This window comes from Limnohabitans sp. T6-20 (genome assembly GCF_003063505.1).
In the GTDB taxonomy this organism is placed as follows: Bacteria; Pseudomonadota; Gammaproteobacteria; order Burkholderiales; family Burkholderiaceae_C; genus Limnohabitans_A.
Genome location: NZ_NERW01000003.1, coordinates 176,053 through 193,407 on the forward strand (window position 1 = coordinate 176,053; position 17,355 = coordinate 193,407).

Genomic DNA, 17,355 nt, shown 5'->3' on the forward strand with positions numbered 1-17,355 from the left:
AGCCCGAATTTGCAGGAGCTTGCCTGCAAGCGATGAGGGTCACGGGGCATCCATCGCCAGCAGGGCTGGCTCTTACAGTGGAGCCAGGTCAGCGCATCTGTTTTGATTGCCCTGCAAGCGGCCGGAATTTGTAGCTTGCCTGCAAGCGATGGGAGGCACGGAGCATCCATCGCCAGCTGGGCTGGACTCTTGGAAAACTGAAATTGCGGGTGGGACTGTACCAGCCAGCAAGGTCCGCCCTCAGCGGCTGGCCGCCATCAAAGCGGCAAAACCCACAAACACGCCCCCCGTCACCCGGTTGAAGTTTTTGAGCACATGGCTTTGCTGGAGGTAGCGTGAGAGCTTGTGGCCGCTGAGCGCGTAGATCAGGTACCAACTCACCTCGATCACCGTGAAAGTGGTCAACAAGATGCCAAACTGGGTCAGCGCAGGCAAATCGGGCTGGATGAACTGCGGAAAGAACGCTGCAGAAAAGACAATGGCTTTGGGGTTGCTGGCCGCCACCGCCAAGCCCTGGCGGTAATAAGACCCGCCACTGCGCGAGGCCACCTCCTGCTTGTGGGCGTCTTCGCCTGGCTGCGCAGACACGCCCGAACGCCACAGTTTGTAGCCCAGATAGGCCAAATAGGCCGCCCCCAGGTAACGCAAGGCATCAAACACCGCCGGAAAGGTGTGCAACAAGGCCCCCAAACCTGCGGCCGAAATGCTCATCATGCACAGCAAAGCCGTCATGCAGCCCGCCATGGTCATGACGGCGGCGCGCAGACCAAAACGTGCGCCGTGGCTCATCACCAACAGCATGTTGGGACCCGGGGTGGCCGACACCACAAAAGTCATGACCACAAAAATCCACCACGCCTGCAATCCCATTGAGCCCCCTGCTTGATTGATATCCAAGCTGAATTATCACTGCACGGTGTGCCAAGCCCTTACGTCTTTATTCTCTGAAAAGAAGAAAAATGTCATTTTTAATGTAGCATTTGGTACTAATTTAGAGATTTACATGGAAACCAAACAGATCATTGTCGTCGACGATATTCAGTCTGACCCAGCCCCAACTGCATGGCTACGCAAACGGGCTGCATCCCGTGAACAGCACGAAAAAGAATTGCTGTTTTTTTCATTTATCAGCATCCTCGCCCTGGGCTACGGCGCGTTCGCCATCGTGGCTTGGCGATTGAACTTCAGCCAAGGGGTGATCGCCAACCTGCTGGGCATGCTGGGTATGGGAATGCTGGGCTACCTGCGCATCGCCAAATTCAGACTCAGCCGACTCGTTGGCGCGCTGCAGGTTTTTACGTTGGCACAAGCTTTCTGGATCACTTGGCTGACTGGGGGGATTTATTCGTCCACCATCAGCTGGCTGGCTCTGGCCCCTCTGCCGGCAGTTCTGGCATCGTCTCAACGCGCCCGTTTTGCAGGCATGGCCGTGGGTTGGGTCTTGATCATTGGTTTGTACATGTATGCATTTTTGGGTGGCGAAACGACACTGCAAGTGGCCCCCCAAGACCTGATTCATTGGCACCTGATGATGGCCATGGTCATCTTTGGCATGCAAATGGCGCTGCTGTACCGCATGAACACCGTGCGCAAGCTGCGCTTTCAGCGCATGCAACAGCACAGCCGAAAACTGCGTCAAATCCACAAACAACTCAAGCACACGCAGCAGCAAAAAGACCTGTTTGTTGCTTCGGTCAGCCACGAGCTGCGCACCCCGATGAACGCCATTTTGGGTCTGGCCGATCTGATCCACCATGACAAAAGCCTGAGCATTGAAGTCCGCGCCAAAATTGAAGACATCCAGAAGTCGGGTGAACATTTGCTGACCATCATCAATGACCTGCTGGACCACTCCCAAATGGAAGCAGGACGGCTGCAAGTGGTCAAAGAGCCCTTCAACCTGACAGAGACCATCCACTCCAGCTTTCAGCTGCTCAAGCGCCGCGCCGAAACCAAACCCCTGCACTACAGACTGACCGTGGACAGCTCGGTGCCCAGCTGGGTCATGGGAGACGGCCACCGACTGACACAAATTCTGGTCAACTTGCTGGGCAATGCCATCAAGTTCACCGACCGGGGTGAAATTGAACTGCGCTGCACCGCAGAAATAACCGCCAGCGCAGACCCTGCCATGGCGCTGATCCACCTGGAAGTGCGCGACACCGGCATGGGCATTCCGGCCGACCGGCAACACCGCGTGTTTCAGAACTTTTCGCAGGTGGACCACACCATTGCCCGCCGCTTTGGTGGCAATGGCTTGGGCCTGTCCATCACACATGGCTTGGTGCAAGCCATGGGCGGTGAGATTCATTTCACCAGCCAGGTCGGACAGGGCACCCATTTTTTTGTCGACCTGCCTTGTGCGTTGACCCAGGCCCCTGCCCCCATGCAAGCGGCAGACGAACTGACCGACAGCGATCAGGCCATTCGCATCCTGATCGCCGACGACAACCCACTGAACCGCCAAATTGCATCACTGCAACTGCGCAGACACCTGCCGCAAGCGGTGGTGACCGAAGTGGCAAACGGTCTGCAAGCCTTCGAGCAGGTGCGCGACGGCTCGTTTGACGTGATCTTGATGGACCTGCTGATGCCGGAAATGGACGGGCTGGAGGCTTCGCGCAAGATCCGAACCGAACTGCCGGAACCCCAACGCAGCACCCCCATCATTGCGCTGACGGCCAACACCGACAGGGAGGAGCTGGCCCGCTGCATCGAATACGGGATGAACGAATGCATGCTCAAGCCCTTCAATCGAACCCATCTGGTTCAAAGGGTGCTGTCTTATGTGGTCTGATTTGACATGGCCCGCCGGGCTGCGCACAGCCAAACGCCCAAGCCGCAGCATCACCGCGGGCATCGGCCTGGTGTGCCTTGCGTTCTGGCTACCGGCATTGCATGCGGCGGACTCCGATCTGCCCGTTCAGTGCAACATCAGCACAATCAAAGGCCAAAAAGCCCCCGCTGAAGCCATTGAAGATTGTGTTGAGTTTGGTGCAGCTGTCGGTGAGCTGGGGCTGGACTGGCGACAAAAATTACCCGCCAAAGTACGCTGGGTCACCCGCAAAGACGCCAAAACACTCTGCACCCAAAAGACCAGCGAATGGGGGCAACGCGTGGGCAGCCCCTTGGCACAAGGCTGCGTGTTCCTCGCCCCCAAGGAGTGCACCATCCTGACGGACAGCTACATTTCGCACGCCACGCTGGGCAACGCGGTCAGGGCTTGCTCACCTTAAAAGCCGCCCAAGCCGCTTCACCAGGCAATGGCTTGCCCCAGATGGTCCACAAACTGCGCACGCCCAGTGGCTTGCAAGGCATCGAGCACGGCCAACAGTCGCTGGGCTGCGTCTTCGGGGTGCAAAGCCGCTTCGCCCACAAAGGGTTGGCTCAGGCGTGACTGCACCGTGCCCGGCTGCAAAGCGGCCACCACGGCCAGCGGCCTGCGGCGCGCGACCTCGATCGCAGCCGTTTGCAGCAGCATATTGAGCGCTGCCTTGGCCGCGCGATAGCCGTACCAGCCGCCTTTGCGGTTGTCTTCGATGCTGCCCACCCGGGCGGACAACTTGCCCCAAACCACCCGCTGACCTGAAGCCAGCAAAGGCACGAAATGTTTGAGCAAGAGGCCTGGCCCCACGGCGTTGAGCTGCAGCGCATCCAACAAATGAGCGGCGTCCAATTCGTCCAGCCGCTTTTCGGGGCCTCGCCCATTCACCGTGAGCGCCCCCGTGGCATCCAGCACCAGATGAAATGGCCCCTGCGCAGCCAGTGCCTGGGCGCAGTCCTGGATGCTGGTCTCGCTCAACAAGTCCAGCCCCGGTGTGCTTTGGCGTGACACGCCCACCACCGCCGCGCAACGCGGGTCGGCTTGCAGCTGCTGAAGCAAGGCCTGGCCAATGGCCCCACTCGCACCAATCACCAAGGCCCGGTAGCCCTCAGGCAGGGAATCCATCACGCGTGCCCTCCCAGGCGCCGAGCCATGCGCTGCAATGCCGGGCGAAGCGGCAAAAACAAGCGGTAAGCCACTTCGAACAACCAAGACATCGGTGGCCAAGCCGACAAGCAACCCAGCCAGCGCCAACCCGGAAAAGCACGCCAGAGTCTGGAAAACGCCGCCGCACCACTGAACAGCCGTCCTTGGCTGTCGCGCACATGAAACCGGGCCATGGCCGCAGTGCAGCTGAGTTCACCCAGGTCTTGGCCCGCACTCACATCCACCCAAGCCATGTGGGTCGCCTCAGGCAGGCGGCGGTAGATGGCGATTTCAGCGCGGCACAAGGGGCATGAGCCATCGAAATACACCGTTAAAAGAGGGGTGGAAGTCATGCGGCCAAAGGTCCACGGGCCAACAAACGCCCTTGTCGGTCAAGCAAAAAGCCTTCGCCCATGCTGGGGTACGCCCCCGTGAGTGCGGTCATGATGACCTGGTGCGTGACCCACACTTCGGTACGGCCGCTGGGCAAGCTTTGCAGCCGCGCACGCAAGGCTTTTTGTTGTGCATCCGGGTCGCCTTGCCCCTCAAAGGTCGAATTCAGAGCGGGCCAGTCCTCAAACTGTCCAAACGCCAGCCGTGCAGTGTCTTGGCAACGGCACCATTGGCTGCTGCGCACGGCATCGGGTTTGAATTGCTGGGCTTGCATCCAAGCGCCCATGGCACGAGAGGCTTGGCGGCCCGCTTCGCTCAGATTGCGCTGTGTGGTGCACTGCCCCAAAACAAAACCGGGCGGATCGCCCAAACCCGATTCTGTGGCCGCGTGGCGGATGACCAACACGCCCCCCTGAAGTCGCCACAGTTTGGCCAATTCAGCAGGGGTATTTTCTGGGGATGCGTGCGCTGGCCAAGCCAGCAGGGTGCCCAAACTCCCCGCAGCCAGGCCCTGAAGCCATTCACGCCTTTGCATGGCTGGGCTTCCTTTATCCAGCCAGCGCAATTTGGCGCAAAGCCTGCTCAAACACTTCGACGGGTTGCCCACCCGAGATCAAATGCTTGTCATTAATGATGACGGCGGGCACAGAACGGATGCCCGCTTGCGTGTAGAACTGCTGGCGTTCGCGCACCTCGGCGGTGAAGGCCTCGCTGACCAGCACTTCGCGGGCTTTTGCCTCGTCCAGCCCAGCGGCAACCACGGCAGACAGCAGCACCTCGGCATCGTCCATGCACTCGGCACGTCCTTGGTAGGACTGCAAAAAAGCCTTCTTCAAGGCATGCTGTCGGCCCGGCCCCTGCCCCTCGGCCCAATGCAACAAGCGGTGGGCATTGAAGGTGTTGTACACCCGGCCCCGGCCACCGGGATGGAACTCAAACCCGACTTCGGCACCGCGTGCCGCGATGGTTTGGCGAATTTGCGCCTGCTGCTCGGGCGTGGATCCGTATTTTTCGGTCAGGTGCTCACCCAAGTCCTGCCCACCAGGCGGCATGTGCGGGTTCAACTCGAAGGGTTGAAAGTGCAGCTCGGCTTGCACCTCCCCCTCCAGATTGGCCAAGGCGTTTTCAAGTGCGCCCAGACCCACAGCACACCAGGGGCAGGCAATGTCAGAAACAAAATCGATTTTCAAAGGGGTCATCAGCAGCTTTCATGGCAAACCAAGCCGCATATCTTGCCGCAAATCACAGACAATCGCAGGCAGTTTTCACCATCCCCCCAATTCCCATAGCCCAAGGCACTCCACCATGAACATCCTTGTCCTGCACGGCATCAACCTGATCACCAGAACGGAGTTCGCATGCGCCATATGAAATTTGTTATCGGCCTGTTGATGGCTCTGGTCCTGTTGCCACGGGCCAATGCCCAAGACGCGCAGCGGCAGGTTGTGGAGGCACTGAGCGCCCGCAGCCAGGGCGACCAGAAGGTCATGATCCGGGCTTTGCTGGATCAGGCCCCCCAACCCAACGGCAACGTTCTGATGGTTTTCCCGGGTTGGCCTGGCATTCCCCGGATCGAGCTCAAAAACGGTCAACCCGCCTTTTTCTACCTCCAGCAGCATGTTGAGCGCATGCGCCCGGTGCTGCATGCCGCCGGCATCTCCCTGCTCACCGTAGACTGCCCGACCGACCAATGGGGGCAGCGGGGGCCCAACCCAAGCGCCTGCGATGACGACTTTCGCAGCTCTGAGGCATACGCCGATGACGTGCGCCGTCTCATCGAACAAGTGCGAAGCCAGCAGACTTTGACGCGCTTCTTTGCCATGGGGCACAGCTACGGCGCCATCAGCAGCCATTGGCTGTCTTTGCGTTTGCCAGATCAGCTGGCTGGCGTCATCCATTCAGCCTCCCAGTCGATCGCAGGGGGAGGCCCCTACACCGCCTACGCTAAAACCATGGACCGGTTCCCCCACGAGCAGGTGCGTGTGCCCTTTGTCTACTTGCACCATCGCGATGACCTGTGCCGCTTCACACCGTACCAATTTGCACAGCGACACGGCAGCCCGAACCGGCTGATCACGGTGGTGGGCGGTAGCAAATGGTCCGATCCGTGTGGCAAAGCCAGTTACCACAGCTACGATGAACGCCATGAGGCCGCGGGACAAGCCCTGGTGCGCTGGATCAACGAAGGCGTCGTGACGCCTGTCGCGGGAACCGAGTGAGACCTGATCCTGGCCTCAGTGCGGCGGTCAGGCCCACATTTGTCGCTTCGTAGATCTGCCGCCAATCTCTGAGTTTTATTTGCCGAAGCGGTCAATAAAAAGCCAACACACAGCGTGTGTTGGCCTGGAGAGCAGATCAATTCTTGGCGGGAGATACTGGCGAAAGAGCTGGAATCGCGCCATCGCATTTTTTCAAGACAGCTGCCTGTTGAATCGCATCGTACTCACCCTTTAAACGGCCATATTCAGCCTCTTGCTGCTTGGTTCCACCCAATGCAAAAAGTGCTGGCCAAAAAAGTAACCCGCCAGCAGTGGCAATCGCTTTATCGTTGGCAGCAGCTTCATCAAGCCTGCCCCCGAGCTGGTTGACGCGTTGGAGGAGCCTGGTTGACTCACCCGAGAGCTGGCTGCAGTCGTAACTTTGATACTGCATGGGTGATACGTAAGCTGTTGGAACATCTTTGGAAGAGGTTGCGCAACCAGCGATAGCTGTCACAGCAATCAATAGAAGTTTTTTTGATGGATTTTTCATGCATGAATTCTAATTTCATCTAAACATGAAAATTTTTATTTATTAATATTTAATATTAAAAACAAAACCCAAGGCTACATCAAAGGCCTGCGCGGCCTCGTACTGCACCCAATGCCCCGCCCCGGCCACGGTGTGCCACTGGCCCCAATGGGCTGATTGACGTTCCATGGCGGCCTGCAACTCGGGCAAACGTCCTTTGTACAGCGCATCGTGTTCCCCATAAATGGCGCTAACAGGCACCTGCAACTGGGGCAAGGTTTTGGCCACGATGTCGGTGGACGACATGCGCCTGCGCGGCATGCGATCGCGCGCCACGTTGGCGGCGTGCAGGCGGAGGGCCAAATCATCCAGGCTGCTCGAGTGCTGCAGCATCAGCGCCATCAGGTTGTGGCGGTGCACCTCGTTTTGCTTCTCAGAGGTTGGCAAATGTCGCCAACCCTTGAGCGGGATGCGCTCAGGCACCGTCAGGCCCATGCCCGGCGCGCCGACCAGCACCAGTTGCTGTGCGTCTTGCGGGTGCGCAGCCAACCACAGGGCGGCGGCCATGCCCCCGAAGGAAAACCCGACCAAGCGCACTTGATCGCCACAAGCGCCAGCGCCTTGCAGTTGCAGCAGGCCGGCGTGCAGGTGAGCAGGCAAAGCGTCCACATCGGTGCAAGCTGACGGCAAATCCGAGTCGCCAAAACCGGGCAAGTCCGGCACCAGCACGCGCCAGCCCGCCGCTTGCAAGGGGGCAATGTTGCGCACCCAATGCGTCCAGCTGCCGCTGCCGCCGTGCAGCAAAACCACCGCCGGCTGTGAAGGCTGCCCCCAGGCGTGCCAGACCGTGCGGCTGCCGTTGCAAGTGGTGTGCAGGCGCGCGGCCCCGGCCAGCGATGCGCGCAGATCGGGAGGTAAGAAATCAGGGCTCTCAAACATGGTCATACAAATCAGGCCCCAGCCAGCTTGCGCGGGTGCTGCAAGCGCCAGACTTTGTAGGCCGCCGCTGTGGCCACCAAGCTGGTCAGCACGCTGGCTAAAAACACACTTTGCAAACCCCAGCGCTCGCTGATCAGCCCGCCCAGCAAGGCCCCCAAAACCCCCGGAAAGCCGTAGGCGATGACGGTGTACAGCGCCTGCCCGCGTCCGCGCAAGCGCCCCGGGAAGTGATGAGAAATCAGGGCAATGCAGGCCGTGTGGTGCGTGGCAAAGGTGATGGCGTGCAGGGTTTGCGCGAGCAGCAAAACCCACAACACATCGGCCCAAGCCGCCGTCAAGCCCATGCGCAGCAACATGACGGCCGAGCACAGCACCAGCCAGCCCGTCAGGGGCATGCGTGGCAGCCAACGCGACTGGGTGAAAAACCAGACGATCTCGACCGCCACCGACACCGCCCAAAGCACGCCGATCATGGTCTTGCTGTAGCCCAGAGAGTCGAGGTAAAGCGAGAAAAACACGTACACCCCGATGTGCGAGAGCACATGGAAAAATGTGGAGGTGAAAAACCAGAACACCGGCTTTTGGCGCAGCACGGGCCACACGGGCGCATGCACATCGGTGTGGTGTTCGGCCTCTTTGAGGTCGGGCATCCACCACACGCTGAGCAAAACCGCCCCAAGGGTGAGCACCGTCCAGGCCGGAAAGTGGCGCATGCCAAAGGCCTCGAACCAGGCCCCGGCCACAAACACCGTGACCAGAAAACCCATCGAACCCCACAGCCGCACGCGGCCATAGCGCTTGGTGTCAAAAGCCCCACCCCGGCTGACCAGATGCGCCATGGCCGCCTCGCTCATGGGCATCATGGCACTGGTGTGGGTGAACATGACCAAAAGTACCAGGCCCAGACCCAGCGGTCCCCAATCCCAAAACAGCAAACAAGCCGTGGCAAACGCCACCCCGGCGCCAATGCGCAGCAACTTGACCCGCTCGCCCGTGCGGTCACTGATGGCTCCCCAGGCATAAGGCGCAAACAATCGCGTGCCCGCCTGCACCGCTGTGAGCACGCTGATGGTCAGCAGGCTCAAACCCATGTCCTGCAGCCAAAGCGGCAAATAGGGGTTAAAGAAACCGATGTGAGCGAAGTAACTGGCCGACAGCGCGGCAAAGGGGAACAGCTGACGGCGATCAGCCATGGCAACGACCCTGCGCGACGCGAGGTGATGTGGGAGGCTGCCCCTGCGGCCGAATCTCCGTACGCAGCAGCAGATCAGGCATTCGCGAGCAGGGGCTCGCTCCCACACTAAATAGAGACGTTTTGGCTTTTGTGGGAGGCTGCCCCTGCGGCCGAATCTGCGCGCGCAGCGGCAGATCAGGCATTCGCGAGCAGGGGCTCGCTCCTACAAAGAGATGCATCAGAGTTTGGCAGCGGCAATCGGGGCCACGGCGTGCTCGACATCACCGCACTGGGCGCGGTGCTGCAAAGCGTGCTCCATCACCACCAGCGCCAGCATGGCCTCGGCAATCGGCGTGGCGCGGATGCCCACGCAGGGGTCGTGACGGCCTTTGGTGATGACTTCGGTCGGCTGGCCATTCGAGTCGATCGAATCACGGGCGATCAAGATCGAGCTGGTGGGTTTGACGGCAATCGAGACCTCGATGTCCTGCCCGGTGCTGATGCCGCCCAGCACACCTCCGGCGTTATTGCCCACAAAGCCCTCAGGTGTGAGGGTGTCGCCTGCGGTGCTGCCTTTTTGCGTGACGCAGCCGAAACCCGCCCCGATCTCCACACCCTTGACAGCGTTGATGCCCATCATGGCAAAGGCGATGTCGGCATCGATCTTGTCAAACAGCGGCTGGCCCAGGCCCACCGGCACGCCTTGGGCCACCACGCGCAAGCGCGCACCGCACGAATCGCCCGACTTGCGCAGGGCATTCATGTAGTCCTCCAGCGCCGACACATCGGCTACCGGGGCGAAAAACGGGTTATTCGGGACATGGTCCCAGCTCTCAAAGCCAATCGGCACATCGCCAATCTGGGTCATGCAACCCACAAAGGTGGTGCCAAACTTTTCTTTGAGCCACTTCTTGGCCACCGCACCGGCTGCCACCATGGGCGCGGTCAGGCGGGCCGACGAACGGCCACCGCCACGCGGGTCGCGCAAGCCATATTTGCGCCAGTAGGTGTAATCGGCATGGCCGGGGCGGAAAGTTTGCAGGATGTCGCCGTAATCCTTGCTGCGCTGGTCGGTGTTGTTGATCAGCAGGCAAATCGGGGTGCCGGTGGTCAGGCCCTGGTACACGCCCGAGAGGATTTGTACCGCATCGGGCTCGTTGCGTTGGGTGACGAATTTGCTGGTGCCGGGGCGGCGACGGTCCAGATCGGGCTGGATGTCGGCCTCGCTCAGGGGCATGCCCGGGGGGCAGCCGTCGATCACGCAGCCAATGGCCGGGCCGTGGGATTCACCAAAGTTGGTGACCGAGAAGAGATGTCCGAAGGTATTGCCGCTCATGCTGGGCATTATCCCAGAGCGGGGCGAGGATTTTGTGGGAGGCCATGATCCGATTTCGTCTTGGTAGGAGGCTGCCCGTGCGGCCGAATCTTCGTGTAGCGGGCCAGGTCGAACATTCGCGAGCAGGGGCTCGCTCCCACCAAAATCGGGGGCCGGGGCCGCTGGAACTCAGAGTTTGACGTCTTCAGCTTCTGTGGCCGAGGCATCGGGCCAGTCACGGATATAGGCTTTGAGCATCTTGTTTTCGAAGTTCTGACCATCCACCACGGCCTTGGCCACGTCATAAAAGCTGATCACGCCCATCAACACGGTGCCTTCCATGACGGGCATGTAACGCGCGTGGTGCTCCAGCATCATGCGGCGCACATCGTCGATGTCGGTTTCGCCTGTGCAGGTCAGCGGCTTGGCATCCATGGCTTCGCGCACCAAAGTTGCCCCCACTTGGCCGCCGTTTTTGACGATTTGCTGGATCACCTCACGGAAAGTGAGCATGCCCGCCAGCGCGCCCTTGGCCATGACCACCAAAGAACCCAGGTCTTTTTCAGCCATGTCGTTCATGGCGCGAGACAAAGGCTCGTCAGACTGAACAGTGAACAGGGTGCCGCCTTTGACGCGGAGGATGTCGCTGACTTTCATGGTGTGTCTCCTGAGGGTCGATACGGGTGAGATGGGTTGTCAATATAGCCCACAATGAACGCTGAACGGAAGGCTTGGAGCCCGCCGAACGCTTTCTTTTTTCGGAGACCCTTCATGGCTGGATACAGCGATCCTGGTTTTGACACTTTGGCCCTGCATGCGGGTGCTGCCCCCGACCCGACCACCGGTGCTCGGGCTGTTCCGATCCACCTGACCACCTCCTTTGTTTTTGAATCGACCGACCAGGCGGCGGCGCTCTTCAATCTGGAGCGCCCCGGCCATGTCTACAGCCGCATCAGCAACCCGACCAACGCGGTGCTGGAGCAACGCATCTCGGCGCTCGAAGGCGGCATCGGGGCCATCGCCACGGCCAGTGGACAAGCGGCCTTGCACCTGGCCATCGCCACGCTCATGGGCGCTGGCTCGCACATCGTGGCCTCCACCGCTTTGTACGGCGGCTCACACAACCTGCTGCACTACACCCTGAGCCGCTTTGGCATCAGCACCACCTTTGTCAACCCAAGTGACCTGGACGCCTGGCGCGCCGCCGTGCAGCCCAACACCAAACTCTTTTTTGGCGAAACCGTGGGCAACCCGGGCATGGACGTGCTGGACATCGAAGCCATCAGCGCCATTGCCCACGAAGCGGGCGTGCCCTTGCTGGTCGACTCGACGCTCACCTCGCCTTGGCTGATCAAGCCCTTCGACCACGGAGCCGATCTGGTTTACCACTCGGCCACCAAATTTCTGGCGGGCCACGGCACGGTGGTGGGCGGATTGGTGGTCGATGGCGGCAGCTTTGACTGGGACAAATCGGGCAAATTTGCCGAACTGAGCCAGGCCTACGAAGGCTTTCACAACATGGTCTTCAGCGAAGAAAGTACCGTGGGTGCCTTCTTGCTGCGCGCCCGGCGTGAAGGCCTGCGCGACTTTGGTGCCTGCATGAGCCCGCACACCGCCTGGCTGATTTTGCAAGGCATCGAAACCCTGCCCCTGCGCATGGCCCGCCACATGGAAAACACGGCCAAGGTGGTCGAGTTTCTGGCCGCGCACCCGCTGGTCAGCCGCGTGGGCCACCCCATGCTGGAAAGCCACCCCTCGCACGCGCTGGCACAAAAGCTCTTGCCGCGCGGGGCGGGCTCGGTGTTCAGTTTCGACATCAAGGGCTCGCGCACCCAAGGGCAAAAATTCATCGAAACCCTCAAGGTCTTCAGCCATCTGGCCAACGTGGGCGACTGCCGCAGCCTGGTGATCCACCCGGCCAGCACCACGCATTTCCGCATGAGCGACGAGGCCCTGGCCGCCAGCGGCATTGGCCCCGGCACGATCCGCTTGTCGATTGGTCTGGAAGACCCGGCCGACCTGATCGACGACCTGAAAAAGGCCCTCAAAGCCGCAGAAAAGGCTTGATCCCAATGCACATCCGCCCCTACCAAGCCAGCGACGAGGCCGCCGTGGTGACCTTGTGGCAAGCCTGCGACCTGACCCGACCCTGGAACGACCCGCACAAAGACATCGCCCGCAAACTGCAGGTACACCCCGAGCTGTTTTTGGTGGGTGAAGTGCAAGGCCATTTGATGGCCAGCGCCATGTTTGGCTACGAGGGGCATCGTGGCTGGGTGAATTACCTTGCAGTCTCTCCGGGTCATCAAAAACAAGGTCATGCCAAAGCCCTGATGCAGCAAGGCGAGGCCTTGTTGCTCGCCAGGGGCTGCCCCAAAATCAATCTGCAAGTGCGTGCCAGCAATGCCGCTGTGCTGGCTTTTTACCAATCTCTGGGCTATCAGGACGACCAAGTCGTCAGCATGGGCAAACGCCTGATCCCGGACCATTGAACATACCCCCACACCATGCTCATTCAACTGCCCAAACACCCGCTGTACGCCTACACCGGCGGCAAGCCCTTCAACCCCGCCCAGCCCACGGCCGTGTTCATCCATGGGGTGCTCAACGACCACAGCGTCTGGATTTTACAAACCCGTTATCTGGCCCACCACGGCTGGAATGTGCTGGCGATTGACCTGCCGGGCCACTGCAAGAGCGAAGGCACGCCACCACAAAGCGTGGAGGAAGCCGCCGACACCGTCGTCGCTCTGCTGGATGCCCTGAAGATTGAAAAAGCCGCCCTGATCGGCCACAGCTTTGGCTCCTTGATCGCGCTCGAAGCCAGCGCCCGCGACGCAGCCCAGCACCCGGGGCGCGTGAGCCACCTGGTCATGGTGGGCACGGCCTACCCCATGCGCGTGTCACCCGCGCTGCTCGACCTGTCGGTCAGCGCGCCGTTCAAGGCGATTGACATGGTCAACAGCTTTTCGCATTCCACCCTGGCGCCACCGCCTTCGGCCCTCGGCCCCGGCACCTGGTTGTATGGCGGGAGCAAAGCCCTCATGCGCCGCGTGCTGGCCAGCAACACACAGGTCAACGTGTTCCACACCGGCTTCAAGGCCTGTGACAGCTACAACGGCGCCGAGGCGGCCATGCCGCAAGTGACTTGCCCCACCTTGTTTGTGCTGGGCAACGCCGACCAGATGACGCCGCCCAAGGCCGCCCAAAGCCTGGTGGGCCTGTGCGCCAAGCCCAAGGTGGTGACTTTGCCTGCAGGCCATTCGCTCATGACCGAAGCGCCCGAGGGCGTGTTGCAGGCCCTCAAAGATTTTCTGAAACCATGAGCTTGGCGAACATTCGCGAGCAGGGGCTCGCTCCCACCGAATACGCCAAGCGCCTTGCCTTCGTGGGAGGCTGCCCCTGCGGCCGAATCTCGGCATTGGCGTTGACCTCCATTCGCGCACAGGGGTGCGCTCTTACAACATGAACACACTGACTTTCGACAGCATCACACCCGCCATGGAAGCAGCCAGAGCACAAGAGATCGCTCAGTCGCTGGACCTGCGCGCCCTGCCTGCCGACTTTCTGAACAACCCTTACCCGGTCTATGCCGCACTGCGCGAGGCCGAGCCCTTCAAGCGCATGCCCGACGGCTCGTATTTCCTCACCCGCCACGCCGATCTGGTGGCGGTGTACCGCGACGCCAAGGTGTTCAGCTCCGACAAACAAGTGGAGTTCGGCCCCAAATACAACCACGCCCCGTTCAACCAGCCGCCCTACACCACAGCCGGTGGCGTGGCCCCGCTGTTCGAGCACCACACCAACAGCCTGGTCTTCAACGACCCGCCGCTGCACACACGGGTGCGTCGCCTCATCATGGGTGCCCTCACCCGCCGCGCCATCGAGGCCATGGAGCCGGGCCTGGTGCAACTGGTGGACAGCCTGTTGGACAAGATCGAAACCCGGGGCGGGGGCGACCTGATCGAAGACTTCGCCTCGGCCATTCCGGTCGAGATCATCGGCAACCTGCTGGATGTGCCACACGCCGACCGCGAACCGCTGCGTGCCTGGTCGCTGGCCATTTTGGGCGCACTGGAGCCCTCGCTCACACCCGAGCAAGAAGCACTGGGCAACCGCAGCGTGAACGAGTTTCTGGCTTATCTGCGCGAGTTGGTGGCAAAGCGCCGTCAGCACCCGGGCGACCCGGAGCACGACGTGCTGACCCGGTTGATCCAGGGCGAAAAGGATGGCGACGTACTGAGCGAAGTCGAGCTGCTGCAAAACTGCGTGTTTTTGCTCAATGCCGGACATGAAACCACCACCAACCTGATCGGCAACGCGCTCATCACCTTGCAAGAATGGCCCGAGCAGCGCGAGCAACTGAAGGCCGACCTGCAAAACGCCGCCAGCGGTGAAGACCGCGAGCAGGTTCTGGGGCTGGCCGTCGATGAGTTTTTGCGTTTTGAATCGTCCAACCAGCTGGGCAACCGCCGCGCCCTGCAGGCCACGCAGGTCAACGGTGTCGACCTGCCTGCAGGCGCACTGGTGACACTGTGCATTGGCGCGGCCAACCGAGACCCTGCTGTGTATGAGCACCCTGAACAACTGAACCTGCGTCGCACTGGCAACAAACACCTGGCCTTTGGCTTTGGCGTGCACCAGTGTGCAGGCCTGAGCCTGGCCCGGCTTGAAGGCCGCGTGGCCATCGGCCGGTTTTTGCAGCGCTTTCCGGACTACCAGCTCAGCCAGGCACCCGTGCGGGGTGGGCGGGCGCGGTTCCGTGGTTTTTTGAACGCCCCCTTTCGCGCTGCCTGAACAACACAAGGAGACCTTGATGACCGAAGCCGTTCACCACGCCAGCTTTGCCGAGTTTTACCCGTTTTATCTGAGCGAGCACAACAACAGCACCTGCAGGCGTTTGCACTTTGCGGGCAGCACGCTGTCCTTGCTGTGCCTGGCCATGCTGGCCATCACCGGCAAACCGCAGTACTTTTTATATGGCCTGCTGTGCGGCTACGGCTGCGCCTGGGTCGGGCACTTTGTGTTCGAGAAAAACAAGCCCGCCAGCTTCAAACGCCCGCTCTACAGCTTCATGGGCGACTGGGTGATGTACCGCGACATGTGGCGCGGACGCGTGAGCTTTTAAGTCTCAAGCCGAGGCAAGGGCATCGGGCAAGAGCTGGGCCACCGGAATTTGCTCAAGCCTGGTCTGCGCCCAAAGCGGATCGTCGCCCCCCATCCGCGACACCAACAGCCGGTCGGCCAAGGGCCCCACAGCCACTTGCGCAGGGTCGATCAACAACACTTGGCGGGCTTGTCCTTGGCCGTTTTGCTCGGTCAGTCGGCCCACCCAATCCAGGCTTTGCAAGACTTCCAGCACTTGCCGCAGTTCGCTGGGCTCCACGCGCAACCGCACCGCCAGATCATCGGTGCTAAAACCCCGGTGCACCGACAGCTTGGCCGCATTCAGCTCGGCCAAAACCTCCAAAGCCAGCCTGAAACCCCAGCCTGCGCCATCGGGCTTGCGCCACTCCTGCCGCCCCAACTCGGGCAAGCTGGACGCCAACACCGCGCCCAGCAACACCAGCAACCAGGTCACGTAAATCCAGACCAGCAAAATCGGCAGCGCGGCAAAAGCCCCGTAAATCAAGGAGTAAGTAGGCACCTGTAGCAGGTAAATCGCCATCAGCTTCTTGGCCAGCTCCAGCGCTCCGGCCACCAAAAAACCGGCCGTGATGGCATGACGCCAACGCACACGGGTGTAGGGCACATAAAAATACAAACCGCTTACACAGGCCGTCAGCAGCACGAACTCAAAGCTGTCGAGCAACCAGCGAATGGACCCCGGCAACACATCGACCACATCGCGCGAAGCCGTCACCACATAAGACGTGATGGCCAGGCTGGCCCCCAACAGCAAAGGCCCCAAAGTGATGGCCGACCAATACAACAGCACGCGTTGGGGCAAAGGCCGCTGACGGCGCAGACGCCAGATCTGCCCCAAAGTGCGCTCGATCGTCACCATCAAAAAGACCGCCGACATCAGCACCGCCACCAAACCCACAGAGCCCAAACGACTGGCCTTGCGGGAAAACTGCGTCAGGTAACTCAACACCTGGCGGGCAATGCTCTCGGGCACCAGGCTCTCGATCAGCCAGCGCTGGATCGTGTCCTGAAACTTGCCAAACAGCGGAAACGCCGCAAACACGGCCAAACCCACGGCAAACAGCGGCACCAAAGCCAGCACGGTGGTGAAGGTGAGCGAGCTGGCACTCACGCCCAAACGGGCATCGCGAAAGCGTTCGGCCAAAACGCCAGCCATCTGACGCCATGGAAAAACGGACAACTCTTGCCACCAGAGCGCGGCTTGTACGCGCCAAGTGGTCTTGGACAGGGAAGATTGCATGCCCGGTATGATGCCACCGCAATGAACACAAACACAGAAAACACACCCGCTGGCGTCGATTTCACACGCTGGATGGCCGTGGGCAGCCTGCTCGGCCTCATCGTTTTGGGCCTGCTGTGGGAGCTTTGGCTGGCCCCCTTGCGGCCCGGCGGCTCTTTGTGGGCCATCAAGGTCTTGCCTTTGTGCATTCCGCTGGCCGGTTTGCTGAAAAACCGCATGTACACCTATCGCTGGGTCAGCATGCTGGTTTGGCTGTACTTTATAGAGGGCGTGGTGCGGGCCTGGGGCGATGCTTGGCCTGCCAACGCCCTGGCAGGGCTGCAAACCTTGCTCTGCAGCACCTTGTTTGTGGCGTGTGCACTGCATGTACGCATCCGCTTCAAAGCCGCCAAGGCCACGGGCAACTTTGTGCCTGTGCCCCGAGACTGAACACAGCTCAACCCGGA

General features: G+C 60.8%; 20 protein-coding genes. 9 read left to right on the forward strand and 11 right to left on the reverse strand.

Features of this window, described 5'->3' with window-relative positions; translation table 11 throughout:
• Window positions 1-240: 240 nt before the first annotated feature.
• Window positions 241-870, reverse strand: coding sequence for a LysE family translocator (locus B9Z33_RS11760; protein WP_108287236.1), 630 nt, complete (start codon window positions 868-870; stop codon window positions 241-243).
• A gap of 133 nt (window positions 871-1,003) precedes the next feature.
• Here B9Z33_RS11760 and B9Z33_RS11765 point away from each other — a divergent pair, with 133 nt between their 5' ends.
• Both B9Z33_RS11765 and B9Z33_RS11770 read left to right on the forward strand, forming a co-directional pair.
• Window positions 1,004-2,797: a response regulator gene (locus B9Z33_RS11765; protein WP_108287237.1), complete on the forward strand. Its 1,794-nt coding sequence runs from the start codon at window positions 1,004-1,006 to the stop codon at window positions 2,795-2,797.
• A gap of 1 nt (window position 2,798) precedes the next feature.
• Window positions 2,799-3,236, forward strand: a complete 438-nt coding sequence (locus tag B9Z33_RS11770; RefSeq protein ID WP_146183863.1) for a hypothetical protein — start codon at window positions 2,799-2,801, stop codon at window positions 3,234-3,236.
• A 17-nt stretch (window positions 3,237-3,253) separates the two neighbouring features.
• Here the strand turns inward: B9Z33_RS11770 and B9Z33_RS11775 are convergent, their stop codons facing one another.
• Genes B9Z33_RS11775 through B9Z33_RS11790 form a run of 4 tightly spaced genes read right to left on the reverse strand, consistent with a single transcriptional unit; the run spans window position 3,254 to window position 5,562 of the window.
• The gene (locus tag B9Z33_RS11775) at window positions 3,254-3,949 is read right to left on the reverse strand and encodes an SDR family NAD(P)-dependent oxidoreductase (protein WP_108287239.1); all 696 of its coding nucleotides are present in this window, start codon (window positions 3,947-3,949) and stop codon (window positions 3,254-3,256) included.
• Complete coding sequence (locus B9Z33_RS11780; RefSeq protein WP_108287240.1) at window positions 3,949-4,323, reverse strand: thiol-disulfide oxidoreductase DCC family protein; 375 nt, start codon at window positions 4,321-4,323, stop codon at window positions 3,949-3,951. Before B9Z33_RS11780 ends, B9Z33_RS11775 begins: the two co-directional genes overlap by 1 nt.
• A complete protein-coding gene (locus B9Z33_RS11785) occupies window positions 4,320-4,898 on the reverse strand; it encodes a histidine phosphatase family protein (RefSeq protein ID WP_108287241.1) in 579 nt (192 codons plus the stop codon). Before B9Z33_RS11785 ends, B9Z33_RS11780 begins: the two co-directional genes overlap by 4 nt.
• 13 nt (window positions 4,899-4,911) lie before the next feature.
• Window positions 4,912-5,562 carry a DsbA family oxidoreductase gene (locus tag B9Z33_RS11790; protein WP_108287242.1) on the reverse strand — a complete coding sequence of 217 codons (651 nt, stop codon included), beginning with the start codon at window positions 5,560-5,562 and terminating at the stop codon, window positions 4,912-4,914.
• A gap of 159 nt (window positions 5,563-5,721) precedes the next feature.
• On the opposite strand from B9Z33_RS11790, the gene B9Z33_RS11795 reads away from it, so the two are divergent.
• Entirely contained in the window at window positions 5,722-6,582 is an 861-nt protein-coding gene (locus B9Z33_RS11795) for an alpha/beta fold hydrolase (protein WP_108287243.1), read from the forward strand.
• Between the two features lie 136 nt (window positions 6,583-6,718).
• Here B9Z33_RS11795 and B9Z33_RS11800 read toward each other — a convergent pair whose 3' ends face one another.
• The 5 genes from B9Z33_RS11800 to B9Z33_RS11820 all read right to left on the reverse strand — a co-directional run bounded on the left by B9Z33_RS11800 (window position 6,719) and on the right by B9Z33_RS11820 (window position 11,178).
• Entirely contained in the window at window positions 6,719-7,114 is a 396-nt protein-coding gene (locus B9Z33_RS11800; RefSeq protein ID WP_108287244.1) for a hypothetical protein, read from the reverse strand.
• Window positions 7,115-7,156: 42 nt separating this feature from the next.
• Complete coding sequence (locus B9Z33_RS11805; RefSeq protein WP_369916740.1) at window positions 7,157-8,032, reverse strand: alpha/beta fold hydrolase; 876 nt, start codon at window positions 8,030-8,032, stop codon at window positions 7,157-7,159.
• A gap of 11 nt (window positions 8,033-8,043) precedes the next feature.
• A complete protein-coding gene (locus B9Z33_RS11810; RefSeq protein WP_108287246.1) occupies window positions 8,044-9,225 on the reverse strand; it encodes an MFS transporter in 1,182 nt (393 codons plus the stop codon).
• A gap of 219 nt (window positions 9,226-9,444) precedes the next feature.
• Window positions 9,445-10,542, reverse strand: coding sequence for a chorismate synthase (aroC, locus tag B9Z33_RS11815; RefSeq protein ID WP_108287849.1), 1,098 nt, complete (start codon window positions 10,540-10,542; stop codon window positions 9,445-9,447).
• Between the two features lie 168 nt (window positions 10,543-10,710).
• Window positions 10,711-11,178, reverse strand: coding sequence for a CBS domain-containing protein (locus B9Z33_RS11820; RefSeq protein WP_108287247.1), 468 nt, complete (start codon window positions 11,176-11,178; stop codon window positions 10,711-10,713).
• 114 nt (window positions 11,179-11,292) lie between these two features.
• On the opposite strand from B9Z33_RS11820, the gene B9Z33_RS11825 reads away from it, so the two are divergent.
• The 5 genes from B9Z33_RS11825 (at window position 11,293) to B9Z33_RS11845 (ending at window position 15,649) form a co-directional block, all read left to right on the forward strand.
• A complete protein-coding gene (locus B9Z33_RS11825) occupies window positions 11,293-12,588 on the forward strand; it encodes an O-acetylhomoserine aminocarboxypropyltransferase (protein ID WP_108287248.1) in 1,296 nt (431 codons plus the stop codon).
• 5 nt (window positions 12,589-12,593) lie between these two features.
• A complete protein-coding gene (locus B9Z33_RS11830) occupies window positions 12,594-13,013 on the forward strand; it encodes a GNAT family acetyltransferase (RefSeq protein ID WP_108287249.1) in 420 nt (139 codons plus the stop codon).
• A gap of 15 nt (window positions 13,014-13,028) precedes the next feature.
• Window positions 13,029-13,847, forward strand: coding sequence for an alpha/beta fold hydrolase (locus B9Z33_RS11835; protein WP_108287250.1), 819 nt, complete (start codon window positions 13,029-13,031; stop codon window positions 13,845-13,847).
• A gap of 139 nt (window positions 13,848-13,986) precedes the next feature.
• Complete coding sequence (locus B9Z33_RS11840; protein ID WP_108287251.1) at window positions 13,987-15,318, forward strand: cytochrome P450; 1,332 nt, start codon at window positions 13,987-13,989, stop codon at window positions 15,316-15,318.
• Between the two features lie 19 nt (window positions 15,319-15,337).
• The gene (locus B9Z33_RS11845; protein WP_108287252.1) at window positions 15,338-15,649 is read left to right on the forward strand and encodes a DUF962 domain-containing protein; all 312 of its coding nucleotides are present in this window, start codon (window positions 15,338-15,340) and stop codon (window positions 15,647-15,649) included.
• Between the two features lie 3 nt (window positions 15,650-15,652).
• Here the strand turns inward: B9Z33_RS11845 and B9Z33_RS11850 are convergent, their stop codons facing one another.
• The gene (locus tag B9Z33_RS11850) at window positions 15,653-16,909 is read right to left on the reverse strand and encodes a YihY family inner membrane protein (protein WP_108287253.1); all 1,257 of its coding nucleotides are present in this window, start codon (window positions 16,907-16,909) and stop codon (window positions 15,653-15,655) included.
• 21 nt (window positions 16,910-16,930) lie between these two features.
• Between B9Z33_RS11850 and B9Z33_RS11855 the strand changes: the two genes are divergently transcribed.
• Complete coding sequence (locus tag B9Z33_RS11855) at window positions 16,931-17,338, forward strand: DUF2069 domain-containing protein (protein ID WP_108287254.1); 408 nt, start codon at window positions 16,931-16,933, stop codon at window positions 17,336-17,338.
• The last annotated feature ends 17 nt before the right edge of the window (window positions 17,339-17,355 follow it).

Coding starts and splice junctions, on each gene's coding strand:
- B9Z33_RS11760 (WP_108287236.1), bottom strand. CDS start 870: ATGGGATTGCAGGCGTGGTGGATTTTTGTGGTCATGACTTTTGTGGTG.
- B9Z33_RS11765 (WP_108287237.1), top strand. CDS start 1,004: ATGGAAACCAAACAGATCATTGTCGTCGACGATATTCAGTCTGACCCA.
- B9Z33_RS11775 (WP_108287239.1), bottom strand. CDS start 3,949: ATGGATTCCCTGCCTGAGGGCTACCGGGCCTTGGTGATTGGTGCGAGT.
- B9Z33_RS11780 (WP_108287240.1), bottom strand. CDS start 4,323: ATGACTTCCACCCCTCTTTTAACGGTGTATTTCGATGGCTCATGCCCC.
- B9Z33_RS11785 (WP_108287241.1), bottom strand. CDS start 4,898: ATGCAAAGGCGTGAATGGCTTCAGGGCCTGGCTGCGGGGAGTTTGGGC.
- B9Z33_RS11790 (WP_108287242.1), bottom strand. CDS start 5,562: ATGACCCCTTTGAAAATCGATTTTGTTTCTGACATTGCCTGCCCCTGG.
- B9Z33_RS11795 (WP_108287243.1), top strand. CDS start 5,722: ATGCGCCATATGAAATTTGTTATCGGCCTGTTGATGGCTCTGGTCCTG.
- B9Z33_RS11800 (WP_108287244.1), bottom strand. CDS start 7,114: ATGAAAAATCCATCAAAAAAACTTCTATTGATTGCTGTGACAGCTATC.
- B9Z33_RS11805 (WP_369916740.1), bottom strand. CDS start 8,032: ATGTTTGAGAGCCCTGATTTCTTACCTCCCGATCTGCGCGCATCGCTG.
- B9Z33_RS11810 (WP_108287246.1), bottom strand. CDS start 9,225: ATGGCTGATCGCCGTCAGCTGTTCCCCTTTGCCGCGCTGTCGGCCAGT.
- aroC (WP_108287849.1), bottom strand. CDS start 10,542: ATGAGCGGCAATACCTTCGGACATCTCTTCTCGGTCACCAACTTTGGT.
- B9Z33_RS11820 (WP_108287247.1), bottom strand. CDS start 11,178: ATGAAAGTCAGCGACATCCTCCGCGTCAAAGGCGGCACCCTGTTCACT.
- B9Z33_RS11825 (WP_108287248.1), top strand. CDS start 11,293: ATGGCTGGATACAGCGATCCTGGTTTTGACACTTTGGCCCTGCATGCG.
- B9Z33_RS11830 (WP_108287249.1), top strand. CDS start 12,594: ATGCACATCCGCCCCTACCAAGCCAGCGACGAGGCCGCCGTGGTGACC.
- B9Z33_RS11835 (WP_108287250.1), top strand. CDS start 13,029: ATGCTCATTCAACTGCCCAAACACCCGCTGTACGCCTACACCGGCGGC.
- B9Z33_RS11840 (WP_108287251.1), top strand. CDS start 13,987: ATGAACACACTGACTTTCGACAGCATCACACCCGCCATGGAAGCAGCC.
- B9Z33_RS11845 (WP_108287252.1), top strand. CDS start 15,338: ATGACCGAAGCCGTTCACCACGCCAGCTTTGCCGAGTTTTACCCGTTT.
- B9Z33_RS11850 (WP_108287253.1), bottom strand. CDS start 16,909: ATGCAATCTTCCCTGTCCAAGACCACTTGGCGCGTACAAGCCGCGCTC.
- B9Z33_RS11855 (WP_108287254.1), top strand. CDS start 16,931: ATGAACACAAACACAGAAAACACACCCGCTGGCGTCGATTTCACACGC.